The sequence below is a fragment of the Eisenbergiella tayi genome, assembly GCF_001881565.1.
Lineage (GTDB): Bacteria > Bacillota > Clostridia > Lachnospirales > Lachnospiraceae > Eisenbergiella > Eisenbergiella tayi.
On record NZ_MPDJ01000001.1, the window covers coordinates 669,993 to 682,588 of the forward strand.

The following is a 12,596-nucleotide window of genomic DNA, read 5'->3' on the forward strand; positions in this document are numbered from 1 at the left end:
ATAATTCATGCCAAGTGTAAAATAATTCATTCCAAGTGTAAATTCTCTTTAATAAACTGCAGTATATTATTGTGCAGCTGTTCCAGAGCCGTCTCTTCAATCGGGAAATGGCTTCCATTATCCAGAACAGTTATTTTCACCGGCACTTTTTTTATTCTGTTCAGAAAAGGCTGGCTTAAGGCCAGGGGGGTCCACCTGTCTTTTTCCGGCTGTGTCAGCAAAACAGGACATACATCAAAATTTTCGGGTTCTGTTTCCGGCGCATAATTCATATAGGAATAGATAAATTTCATGGGGATTCTGTTTCCGGCGGAGGTGGGATCTGCCAGCAGTTCTTTTAAACATTCCTTGTCGTTGCACAGCGCAGACATTTTGGAGCAGACAGACATTTTCATTTTCATCCCGCCCAATCCCATTTTTACCGACAGTCCTGCCAGAGGGGTACCGAAATGCGCCCAGAAAACATTGTTCGTTGTTTCATTCCGTACGGCCTGATTTCTCTGTTCGAGAAAGGTCATGCCAATAATTCCTTTTATGTGGGAATTTCTGCAGGCTATATGATAGGTCTCCATACCGCCGGCGGAAAGTCCGTAAAGGAAAATGGGGCGCTCATCCTTGGTTCTTTCAAAGTCAATATAATCACTTCCGAGCTGTACCCAGTCATCATAGCTGATTGTCATCCTTCTGTTCACTTCCGTAACTCCATACAAGGGCATATCTATGGCTATGACCTCATAGCCGTCCATCGCAAGCGGTCCGCCGATTATCGCAGACATCTGACGGCCATTTGTCCCTACCCCATGTAAAAGGATAATTTTAGCCTCTGCATCCGGATTACGGAAGGTATCCAGATGCACATCGTTCCCCTTCCAGTCCCAGTGTTCTTCCGAGGGATAATACTCCTTATTGAAATGATATTTTCCGGGAAGAAAAGTTATTATTCTTTTCCAGTTTTTCTGTTCTGAATAGTTCATTCTCATTTCTCCTTTTGATTATATGTTTAAACTCGTAAACTCATAGTCTATAATATAACGCCACCTGCGTGGCGTCATATTATTTATTCCATCTGCTTTATATCGCTCTCAATAGAATCTGTCAGATTTTTCAGATACGTAAGGGCAGGCCTTAAATTCATCCGGTAGTATCTTTCTTTCCCCTCCTGGCGGACCGTTACCAGTTCCGTATCCAGCAGCAGCTTCAGATGATGGGAAACTGCCGGACGGGATAAGGAAAGCTTTTCCGTAAGCGCCGTAACGCTCAATTCTCGGTTTTCAAACAGAAGCTGCGTAATTTCCTGCCGTCTTTCGTCCTGGAGCATTGAGAAAATAGGAGCACATTTTTTCATATAAAACATGGTCTGCTTACTCATAAAGCCCTCCTGTGCCAACGCGTTTACAAGTTTAAACCCATAATATCATTATATCCGGCAAATATCAAGAGCTATATCACTCGTTTTAAAATTCCTTCACATCCCCCAGGATCTGCGAATACAGGATTGTCTTGGCTGTATTCTCCACCGCATCCATCCTGGAAAAGGCTTCGTATATATCCGGGCCATAGGTAATCACGCCATGATTCTGCAGGAAAATGACATCGCTGTCGGCCACCTTCTCCACTTCTGCCACCAGTTCGGCACTGCCTGCCGGGGCAAAGCCTGCAATCCCTATCTTACCTATTAGAGCGGGGACCTCCAGCAGCCAGTTTTCCGGAAACTTCCGTCCGCATACGGCGAAGGCCGTGGCGGCCGCCGGATGGGTATGTACGACAGCACCGATATCCGGGCGCAGTTCATAGAGCCTGCTGTGCATGCCTGCTTCCCTGGTTGACTTCAGACTGCCTTCTATTATTGTGCCGTCAAACCTCTGCCGTATGATCATGTCCGGCGTAAGGAAACCCTTGCAAATCCCCGACGGGGTGATCAGCATTTCATCTTCCCCGGTTTTTATGCTTATATTTCCATCCTTGCCGCTCACAAGCCCCTTCTGAAAAAGAAGGCCCGCAATCCGGCAGAGTAATTCTTTCTTATCTTCCACGATTTCCTCCTTCCGAATCCCGGTCATTCACCCGGGAAAAAATGTTCTTCCAGCATAGCGCAGAGCGTATGGTAAACAGGCAGATGGTATTCCTGAATATCCGCAGTCGTGCCGCCCGGGACGATCAGGCACACCTCGCACAGTCCCTTCAGGGCGCCCCCGTCATGTCCGGTAAGGCCGATTACCTTCATACCTTTTGCCTTTGCCACCTTCACCGCATGGAGCACGTTCACGGAATTTCCTGACGTGGTGATGGCAATCAGCACATCGCCTTCCCTGCCATATCCATACACCTGCTGGGCAAAAACCATTTCCGGATCCACATCGTTGAGAAACGCCGTGGAAAGGGCCGGATGCCCTGTGAGGGAAATGGCCGGGAGCGCTCCCTGAAGATGCCCGGCGAGCTCTCCGTATTTTTCTTTTTCTTCTTCACTTAAAGGACGCTTTTTATAAAAGCCCTTCATCAGTTCGCCCACAATATGGTCGGAATCCGAAGCGCTGCCTCCGTTTCCGCATACAAGCAGCTTGCCTCCGTTTTCATAGGACTCCTTCAAAATACGGAAGGCTCCGGCAATCTCTTCCTTCATGCCAGCCAGGGCCGGATACCTTTCCGTCAAACGTTCCAGATCGTTCATTGTACTCGTTTTCCCCTTTCTGTTTACACATAGCGCGCCGCTTTTTCCAGAAAGCTTTCACTGCCGAAGCTTCCTGATTTTAGCACCAGAGACATTTCTCCCAGATTTGTTTTTCCTGTCATCGCCGGTACTCCGGCTTCGATTTCTTCCCCGATTTCCATACGGTATATTTCCAGCTCACCGGTAACCGCCGCCGAGGTATCTCCTCCTGCCACCACCAGCTTCCGGCAGCCTGTCTCCGAAAGAACCCTGCGGGTCACCCTGCAGAGGCACCCGGATATCCTCTTTCCGATTTCTTCATGGGTAAATCCCAGCTTCTGTCCCTTCTCCTTTGTCGCCTGCACCCTTTCCGGCTGCTGGGCGGAATGCACCAGGACAAGGGGCGCCTGCTTCATGGCCTTCAGGGCCTCCCCTGCAAGCCTTTCCTCTTCCCAAGAAAAAGCCTCCTCATCAAATATGGTTTCGGTATCAAAGGTTATCACCGGATATCCTTTTCCGCGCAGGTACTCTGTCTGGGCAATGCTCTGCCTGGTAAGGCTTCCCGCTATCAGGAATACCGGATCCTGCCCGTCTTCGCACATTTCCCGGATAGCGGCGGGAAGCTCCTCCCCGATCGCAGAGCTGCCGCACAGATTGATTTCATCCGCCACGGCACGGGCAACCAGCTTCAGGTCCTCCTGGTGGCGTATATCAAAAAGAATATAGGCACATTGTTTTTTCAGTTCTTCTTTTTTCCCGATTACATGCTCCAGTCCCTTGTCCAGATCCTCCCAGGTGATCTGTCTGATTTTCCTGTCGGTCTGCCTGCTCATTATATCGGGCAGAAAAGAAATATCCATGGGATGAATGGGATCCGTACGGAACTGGGAGTCTTCAAGCCTGGTTCCATATACATAATGGACGCCGTCCACCGTAGTCCGGCCGTTGCCGGGAAAGCCTGCGATTACCATGGAACAGGAAATACCCAGCACGTCCTGCATGCTGTCGAATTCCGCGCCGATGTTCCCGCGGAACACCGAACAGGTTTTATTAAAATATCTGTCGCAGGGCAGCTCCTGCAAAAGCCTGGTGGCCTGTGCGACCTTGTCCGCCGCTGTCCTGGGATCATCAAAACGGCTGTCCGTATCAATAATGATGGCATCCAGTTCTTCACATTCCCCTTTTAAATCACACAGGGAAAGAAGGCTCAGCGGAAAAACAGCGCTGCGGTAGCCCCCCTTTCGGAACATAACTCCGATGTCATTTGCTCCGGTCACATCGTCTGCAACCACTCCAATTCTCTTTTTCATAATTATCCCCTCCTGTCAATCACTCAAACTTCGCCCCTGCCCCTGTCCCCTCCGGCCCGTGTATTCGGGACTGCTGCCCGGTTCGGCGGCCCTTTTTCCCTCTGCCGGCTCTGCAGGGATCCTTTCAGGGGACACTCTCGCTCGGACAAACACGCAGCGGTACTAAGGCCGCAAAGTACGCGGCCTAAGGACCGGCGTGTTTATACGCCCCTTACAGGAAACCCTGCAGAGCCGGCAGAGGGAAAAAGGGCCGCCGAACCGGGCAGCAGTCCCGAATACACGGGCCGGAGGGGACAGGGGCAGGGGCGAAGTTTGAGTCAATAAGCTTCACCTCCCTATTCTTTCATAAAATCATCCCTTCCACAATAGGAAATTTGTGATTTTATCTTCCACAACCCGCTGAACCGCCTCTGCGGCTTCAGCCAGCGCTTTTTCATCCATCTGCCAGATTTCCCGGTTGGTCTTTCTCTGACAGCCGAGAGAGCCTAAAAATGCCTGCTCCAAATCCGTGGCAATGTTGATTTTGCTCACGCCTCCTCCGGGAATGGTGATGGCCGCCTGAACTGTTTCGGGAGGAAGGCCGCTGCCGCCGTGAAGCACGAGGGGAATGCTCACCCGTTTCCTGATCTGTGCAAGGCGTTCCAGATCGATTTTCGGATTTTTTACCGGATATACCCCGTGGGCCGTGCCGATGGAAACCGCCAGCGTATCAACACCGGTCCTTGCCACAAACTCTTCCGCCTCCGCGGGATCGGTATACAGGCTTTCATCATTGTCGGTTTCGATTTTATCCGTAGCGCCTATTTTCCCCAGTTCCGCTTCCACCTCCACATTTTTGGCATGGGCGTATTCCACTACTTCTCTTGTTATGGCGATGTTATCCTCAAAGCTTTTCTGGGAAGCGTCTATCATGACAGACTGAAATCCGGCATCGATGGCGGCTTTGATAATGTCCATGTCTTTGGTATGATCCAAATGAAGGGCGGCCTGTCCCTGATACCTGCCGTGTACCTCATAAAAACGGTCGGCGAATTCCTTTGCTGTCACATCAAACCAATTAAATTCATTGGCGGATATCTGTACAATGACTGGCGCCTTTGTCTCCTGGGCACCCTTCAGAACCGCATTAATCAGGTATGTATTCCTGGCGGAAAAAGAGCCGATTCCATATCCTCCTTTTTCTGCCGCCTTAAGCATCTGTGTTACCGGTACTAACTGCATAAACTTCCTGCCTCTCTTTCCATCGGGTACTGCTTCTGAAGTATTTCCCGATAGGTTTCATATTTTATATCATATGCCTCCCGCAAAGCATCTGTGGGAGATATAGTTTCTTTTTCACTGTCTGCATCCATATTTCTTTTCATCCTGCTCCCTCCGGCTATGGCAGCCGCCCCAAGCGCCGTGGCCTGGAGCATATGGGAGATAAGGAAGGAGCGTCCGGTTATGTCCGCCTTTGCCTGCATCAGCAGCGGGTTTCCGGTTCCTCCTCCCGCACAGATTATCTTCTCTGCACCTATGCCCGCTTCCTCCAGAAGCTCCAGGATCACCCTGGACTCACAGGCTATGCCTTCGTAGACTGCCTGAGCCGCATCCATCGGCCCGGAGGCCATGGACAGATTCAGCAGGCCGCCCTGATAATTCCTGTTTTCATGGCCGCCGCCATGCCCTGTCCGGTGGGAACCCGCCCCATTCACAAAAGGCAGATACATCATCCGGGAAGGGACCTGCCGTTCTATCTGCATCAGGCTTTCATAGGGAACAGGCCTTCCCTCCACAGAAAGGAAGGAGCGCAGCCATTCCACAGACGCTCCCGAGGAAGGCATATTGCAAATCCAATAATATTTCCCCTGAAAACGTCCCAGCTGGATTCCCTTTTTATAGAGTAAATCCTGATCCGGCAGCTGTGTGAGAAAGCCGATATATACCTCGGACGTCCCCATGGAATTCAGGATTTCCCCTTCTTTCAGATCTTCCGCCAGAGCCGCACACAGGTGATCATGTCCTCCCGTGCATACCCTCACATCCTCACGCAGCCCGAAGCGCCGCGCCATATCCTTTGTTAAAACCGGCCGGTCTTCTCCCTGCCCGGCTACCCGGGGAAGCCTGCCTGCTGCCCCCGCCAGTTCCGTCAGCTCATCATCCCATTTCCGCTCATGGATGTTATACAGCATTGTCCTGCAGGCCAGGGATTCTTCCATAAGACGCTCTCCTGTAAAGCAGTAAAGCAGGTAATCGGAAACGGATAAAAAGCAATCCATTTGTTCCAACAGCCGGGGATTGTTTTTCCTCAGAAAAAGGAACTGATTTATCGTATATTTGGGATGCCATAAAAGCCCGGTTTTCCGGTAAAGCCCCCATCCTCTGAGGGATTCGGGAAACTCTTCCCTGGTTATTTCGGCACCATCCCATGCGTTCCATGGTATGATAGGCATCAGCGGTTTTCCGTCACGCCCGACAGGGACACCGGCTTCCGCCATGCTGGTTATGCCGATTCCTTTCACCGCTCCGGGTTCCGTCTCTGAGAGCACCTCTTCCAGACAGGCCGCTGTTTTATCCCACAGTTCTTCGGGGCTGATGCAGTTTCCCCAGCCCGGCACGGGCCTGCTTTCCTGATCCCGCAGGGCAGTTTTCACCACCCTGCCGTTTGTATCCGCGGCACAGACCTTGATATGCGTCGTGCCGATGTCAATACCCAGATAAAGTTCCATATCAGCCTGCCTTCCCCGTTACCCTTCTTTTTTACGCAGGTAATCGCGAACCGCTTCCACACCGCTTACCGGGCTGGTAAGGCAGCGGCTCTTCTCTTCCTCCGGCCATCTCTCCACCGCTCTTGCCATAGATGCCTGGGCGAGAACCACCACTTCATTTTCCTCTAATAACAGGCGCAGCTGTTCCCCTACCATCTCATCGTATAAATCTCCTTTGTTTTCTGCCAGAAGATTTCCCACATTTTCAATTACTGTGCTCTGGATGGAAATTTCTTTTCCGGCTATCGCCGCTTTTCTGCGGATAAGCTCAGTAGTAGGCATTATTGTTGAATGGAGTGTCGCCGCCACCCCGATACGGGAATAGCCGGCAGCAAGGCGCGCCATGGGTTCATCAATCCTGAAAACGGGGATTCCCACAAGACTGCTTCCTTCCTCCACAAGCCCTCCGATGGAAGAGCATGCGCACAGAACGGCGTCCGCTCCTGTTGTCTGACACAACAGCAAAAGGGTATTCAGCCGGTATTTCACGCCCTCCGAAGGGTGCCCCAGCCGGTTGATTTCCGGCAGCATGCTATCATCCAGAAAATTTATGACCTCGATTTCTTCCTCATCCGGCCTCCGGTTGTCAGTCAGCAGTTTTTTCAGTGTGGGGATTGTTACTGGTGTCGTATGGATTACTGCTACTTTTTTCATTTAAGCTCCCATCTGTGCGCACGGCGCACTCGAAATCAGGCTGGCTGAAAGAGTTTTTCTTTCAGCCCCTGCCTCTCTTATTTCATCGCATCTTCCAACAGGTTGTTTTCCTGTATTTCCATATTTTCCGGTACCGGGATACGCACAGTCTTGATTTCAAAAGGGGTAAACGTAAGAGCCGCTTCTCTGTGCAGGCCCGGAAGCTTCAGCTGTGTCTCACAGCCTCTTCCTGCGGTTTCCACCAGACGGAGAATCACATCCCCGCTTCCGTCTTCCGCTTCCTTCATGACTGTCAGCAGCACATTTTCAGCGGAAATATCCAGGAAGGAGGCGCTTTGGGGAAGCTCTCCTTTATGGTAGGTTTCAAAAAGAGCGATCGGCTTTTCATTGATTTCCCGGCTTCTTCTCACGGTATGGCTGTTTTCCCAGCTTCCGTCATGAGGGTACAGGGCGTAGGTAAAGGTTTGGACGCCCTGGTCTATATATACATATTCCAGGTTTTCATCCGGTTCATAGGGCTCATGATTGGCATAAATGGGGCTGCGAAGCACGGTGAGGGACACTTCTTTTCCCGCAATGCTTCCGCTTGATTTTCCGTCATTCAGGAAGGACAGACCGTTGACTGCAGTCGTCAGGCCCGGATTGGCGCCCTCCACGTCCAGGAAGTTCTGCATGGGGAATTCTTCACCGTTCGGCTCTCTGCAGGCAGTACCGTAAGGGATTTCCCAGGTGGCCCGCAGATAATTCAGCTGCATGGGGAAACGAAGCTTGAGCATGGACCATTTTTCGTGCCAGTCCACCGTCGTTTTTACCCGGATGAAGTCCAGTTCCCTGTAAATGGAGAAATCCTGGAACATGCGGGAACTGCCGTAGGTGCTGGTCACACGGATCACACATTTCACCGGGCCATTTTCCACCCTTTTTACAGAGATACCGGAAAAGCAGCCTTTCACCTTATCAAAAATACGGACGGCATGGGACCAGGTATCGCTCCTGTCCTCTATCACGGCAGGAACCGCCGCGGGGCCGCTGAAATATTCGGTTCCGTCATTCTTTTTATATAAGGAAGAGATATAACCTGTTTTTTCATCAAAAGCTATTTTGAACCAGCGGTTTTCCGCTGTGGTATCGGTGCTTTCCACATCGGGGAAGGCATGGGCCGTCTCCCGGATCACCAGACGGTAGGTACGGTAACCCATCGCGGGAAGATCCGCGATAAAAACAAGCCTTGTCCTTCCGTTGGATGAGGCAAGCGGCTGCACCTGCTGCAAGGGGATCTGCTTTCCTTCCTCATCCACAAGGATCTGGTTTTCCTTCAGATTTGGGGATTCCATCTCCACCTCAAATTTTCCCGGAAAGGAATTGGGATTGAATACCACGACAGGCTTCATCCCGTCTTCCATGGGAATATTGATGTGCCAGGATATGGACTGCACCGCCGCATTCAGGCCTCTGGCCGCCGTATCAAGGGCGGCTCCGTAGCTTTCCCTTGCATCCTCATAAGCCGGTTCGATGGATGTCCCCGCCATAATGTCATGGAACTGATTAAAAAGGACCTTTTTCCAGCCCTCCGTATATCTTTCCAGAGGATATCTGCCGCCGGCCCAGTGCTTCGCCGCCACAGAAAGCTTCTCCGCCATGATAAGACGGTTTTCGGCAAGCCGGTTGAGCTTCTTCACTTCGGAATGGGCGCTGTAGCACCCGCTGGAATGGTGGAACAGCTCTCCGGATACCACAGGGAGTGTTTTCCCCTGCGCCTTTATATCCCGGAAATAATCATCCGGCGTGGCCATGATAAGATGAGGCATATCCTCTTCCTTATCCAGTTCCCGGATGCTTTCGATATTCCGTTTGGTGGGGCCGCCGCCATGGTTTCCCACGCCGTAAAAGCACATGATGCTTCCTTCCTCCCCCTTGATTTCCCCTGCGCACCGGAGGACATGCTCTTTCAGTTCATCGGGCCAGGTACAATATTCAAAAGGAATGCGGAAGGCCGTCACCCTGGATCCATCGTTGGAAGCCCACTCAAAAAGCTCGGATTCTATCCCCTTTTCATGGCGTCCCGGGCGCATGAATACATAATTGTCCATTCCCTGTTTCTTCAGGATCTGGGGCAGCATGCCGTTATGCCCGAAGCTGTCCACGTTATAGCCGGTATGTGCGGTCACTCCCAGCTTTTCCCGGAAATAACGCTGTCCGTACAGCCCCTGGCGCACAAAGGATTCCCCCCCCCCCCGGGCGCGTTGCAGTCCGGCTGCATCCACCAGCCGCCTACGATAACCCAGCGTCCTTCCTTTACTCTTTCCCGGATTTCTTCAAACATGGCAGGTTCGTTTTCCTCCACCCATTCATAATGGGCTGCCGAACTGCTGGTAAAAAAGAAATCGTCGTATTCCTTCATTCTGTCCAGGGCGGATCGGAAGGTGGCTTTTACTTCCTGGCAGCCTTCCTGCCATTGCCAGAGCCACACGATGTCCAGGTGGGCGTTGCCTATCATATATAATGTTTTCTTTTTATCCATCATTACTCCTATCTGCCCGTCCCGGCGGGCCATAAACAGCAGATGCCGTGTCCGGCGGGCTGTCCTTATACTTCATTAAAAATAGCGGCTGCCTATTGGTCTTTTTTCAGAGTCCATTCCAGCAGATTCACTTCCGTGACCGGCTGCTGTGCGTTTTCCTCTATTTTCAGGGTAAGGATTTCCTCATGGCCTATTTGTATGGGATATTTCCTGCCGTTAAATTCCAGCATGAAGGCGGTATCCTTTCCCTCCGTTTCCAGAAGCCGGATAATAAAGGAATTATCGTCTTCGCATTTCTTAACCAGCATGATGCGCACATTGGATACGTCACAGGCGGCCCTGTCATCCGTACCCCGTACGCCGGCAAAGCTTTTCTGCGTGATCTGCTCTCTGCCGGGATGGGCACTGTCGGCCAGATAATCGTATGCGCCGTTCGCTTTTTGGGCAATACGGTAGGCTTCCGAACGGGGCAGCTTTTTACCGTGAGGCTTCAGGATCAGATGAAAGGTCTGGGGACCGATATCCGTATATTGATAGCTTTCTTTTTCATTATACCACTCCGGGCTGTTGCCCTGGGCATAAATGGCGCTTCTGCAGAGGGTTATCTGGGTTCTTCCGTCCTCCATATTAAAGGCATATTTTCCGTCATTGGCAATGGCAAGACCTTTGCCGTCTTCATCGCTCACATCCAGGAAACGCTGCATATAAAATTCGGAAGTATCCTCTGTGATCGTCCGTTCCAGCGTTCCGTACGCGGTTTCTGCCTCTGTATGGCTGCATGCCTTTCCTGTGGGGAACGCGGCCTTCAGCAATGTCCATGTATGATTGAAAACCAGTCTGTTTTCCACACAGAGCTCTTTCTCCTGCTCGCCAAGGGAATAGAGCTGTTCCAGAGTGGTTCCCTCAAAAGCCGTCCTCACCCGGATAACCTCCCTGATTTTGCCGCTTTCCACTTTTTCCATGGAAATCAGGCGGAAGGTTTCATTTCGATCCTCATATCTTCTTCCCTGCAGTCCGCCCCACGCATCCCGTTCATCCCGGTAAACGCGGATGCTGCAGGCGCCCTTCAGGGCATCGTAGCCTTCCGTTTCTTCGTTCTCCGGGAAGGATTTTTCCACAAGGGATACCAGCGCTCCGGTTTGTGTATCGAACTCCGCCCTGATGAAATCATTTTCCAGAACATTGGCGGCGGGATTGTCGATTTCCATCTGGTTATTGCAGCACAATGCAGGCTCAGCCTTCACAGTCCGGTACACGGCAAACCCAAAAGCGGGAATATGGGCACGGAACACAAAACGCCTTCTTCCGCCAAGGGTAGTATGCCTTACTTTGGCGTCTGTATGGATTCTCTGGTAAGGGATTTCCTTCCCGTCTGCATCCAGAAGCTTAAGAGGAGCCTGGCAGAACCATTCCAGTTCGGTTTCCACATAATCATCATAAGGCTGGCTGTCCGTATTAAACAGCACCAGGGGAAAACCTTCTCCCAGCGTGGAAAGGCCGTTCACTATTTTCTGGATGGCCAGCGCCTTGATTTTTCCGGCTCCGGCACAGACACCGGACATCTGCATGATGGCTTCCTCCCGGGCCTGTTTGATGGTGGTTCCTCCCATGGTATCATGGAATTCATTAAATAAAAGCGTCTTCCAGAGATTTTCTATTTCCTCCGTCTGCTTCATCCATTCCGGGCCGGCGGGGCTTTCTCCCCCGGAGGTGCCTGCCGGTGTTGGTGCGCATGCTGCCGTGGACGTGCATGCTCCCATGGATGTGCATGATGCCGTGGATGCGCAAGCTGCCGTGGATGCGCAAGCAGCCATACTCATAAGACAATCCGCCTCTATCAGCCTTCGTTCCGCCAGGCGGTTCAGGCTCTTGAAATAGGAATCAATGGAATAACAGCCCTCATTCACCTTTTCAAATGGCCCTTTGATCACCGGAAGGCGGGATTTATCCAAATCTTCCAGAAACTCCGTATAGGAAGAGAATCGCAGACTGACATCGCCATAAGCCGCGAACGGCGCCTCCGGGGTTTCCGAAGCCTTCTGCAGGCTGAGGATACTGTTGATATTTTCAATGGTAGGCCCGCCTCCATGATTGCCCACGCCGTAACAGCAGGGCATTTTTTCATAACCCTTTGTCCTCTCCAGCGTGGTTTCTATATTTTTTACGGTAGGATCATGAAACCAGGTAGTGTATTCCGCCGGAAGGCTGATGGCATTCACCTGGCTTCCGTCGGCTCCTTCCCAGACAAAAACCGGGGTGTCCAGCCTTGGCCTCATGAACACATAGGCATCCATACCGCTTTTTTTCAGGATCTGGGGAAGGACATGGTTGTGTCCGAAGCTGTCCACATTGGATCCTATAGTACACAGCCGTCCGAAGCGGCTTTTCAGGTAACGCTGCGCATACAGCCCCTGTCTTACAAAGGCTTCCCCGCAGGGCAGAATACAGTCCGGTTCCAGAAACCATCCCCCTGTAATTTCCCATCTGCCTTCCGCCACACGCTGTTTGATTTCCTCAAACATCTCCGGAAGTATCCCTTCTATCCATTCAAAAAACAGGGTGGAGGTGGAAGTGAATTTAAAATCCTCAAATTCCTTCATTCTCTCCAGCGCGGAGGCATAAGTGGCCTTAACCTCCTGCATCCCCTCTTCCCAGTTCCAGAACCATACCGGATCGATATGGGAATTTCCTATCATATAAAGCTCTTTCTTTTCCAT

At 51.5% G+C, this 12,596-nt stretch carries 11 protein-coding genes; all 11 read right to left on the minus strand.

What is annotated here, in order from left to right:
• Positions 1 to 26: 26 nt before the first annotated feature.
• Positions 27 to 974, minus strand: a complete 948-nt coding sequence (locus BLA28_RS02750) for an alpha/beta hydrolase (RefSeq protein ID WP_069155917.1) — start codon at positions 972 to 974, stop codon at positions 27 to 29.
• 83 nt (positions 975 to 1,057) lie between these two features.
• Positions 1,058 to 1,369: an ArsR/SmtB family transcription factor gene (locus BLA28_RS02755; RefSeq protein ID WP_069155918.1), complete on the minus strand. Its 312-nt coding sequence runs from the start codon at positions 1,367 to 1,369 to the stop codon at positions 1,058 to 1,060.
• An 85-nt stretch (positions 1,370 to 1,454) separates the two neighbouring features.
• Positions 1,455 to 2,033, minus strand: coding sequence for a class II aldolase/adducin family protein (locus tag BLA28_RS02760; protein WP_169897195.1), 579 nt, complete (start codon positions 2,031 to 2,033; stop codon positions 1,455 to 1,457).
• A 23-nt stretch (positions 2,034 to 2,056) separates the two neighbouring features.
• Entirely contained in the window at positions 2,057 to 2,668 is a 612-nt protein-coding gene (locus tag BLA28_RS02765; protein ID WP_069155919.1) for a D-sedoheptulose-7-phosphate isomerase, read from the minus strand.
• Positions 2,669 to 2,691: 23 nt separating this feature from the next.
• A complete protein-coding gene (locus BLA28_RS02770; protein WP_069155920.1) occupies positions 2,692 to 3,957 on the minus strand; it encodes a four-carbon acid sugar kinase family protein in 1,266 nt (421 codons plus the stop codon).
• A 351-nt stretch (positions 3,958 to 4,308) separates the two neighbouring features.
• On the minus strand, positions 4,309 to 5,178 hold the full coding sequence (locus BLA28_RS02775) for a class II fructose-bisphosphate aldolase (protein ID WP_069155921.1): 870 nt from the start codon (positions 5,176 to 5,178) through the stop codon (positions 4,309 to 4,311).
• Positions 5,169 to 6,665, minus strand: a complete 1,497-nt coding sequence (locus BLA28_RS02780) for an FGGY-family carbohydrate kinase (protein ID WP_069155922.1) — start codon at positions 6,663 to 6,665, stop codon at positions 5,169 to 5,171. The genes BLA28_RS02775 and BLA28_RS02780 overlap by 10 nt, the downstream gene beginning before the upstream one ends.
• An 18-nt stretch (positions 6,666 to 6,683) precedes the next feature.
• Positions 6,684 to 7,358, minus strand: a complete 675-nt coding sequence (locus tag BLA28_RS02785; RefSeq protein WP_069155923.1) for an aspartate/glutamate racemase family protein — start codon at positions 7,356 to 7,358, stop codon at positions 6,684 to 6,686.
• A gap of 77 nt (positions 7,359 to 7,435) precedes the next feature.
• Positions 7,436 to 9,574 carry an alpha-mannosidase gene (locus tag BLA28_RS02790; RefSeq protein ID WP_278336431.1) on the minus strand — a complete coding sequence of 713 codons (2,139 nt, stop codon included), beginning with the start codon at positions 9,572 to 9,574 and terminating at the stop codon, positions 7,436 to 7,438.
• Positions 9,523 to 9,882, minus strand: coding sequence for a glycoside hydrolase family 38 N-terminal domain-containing protein (locus BLA28_RS34390; protein WP_278336432.1), 360 nt, complete (start codon positions 9,880 to 9,882; stop codon positions 9,523 to 9,525). The genes BLA28_RS02790 and BLA28_RS34390 overlap by 52 nt, the downstream gene beginning before the upstream one ends.
• Positions 9,883 to 9,971: 89 nt before the next feature.
• Positions 9,972 to 12,596: a glycoside hydrolase family 38 N-terminal domain-containing protein gene (locus tag BLA28_RS02795; RefSeq protein ID WP_069155924.1), complete on the minus strand. Its 2,625-nt coding sequence runs from the start codon at positions 12,594 to 12,596 to the stop codon at positions 9,972 to 9,974.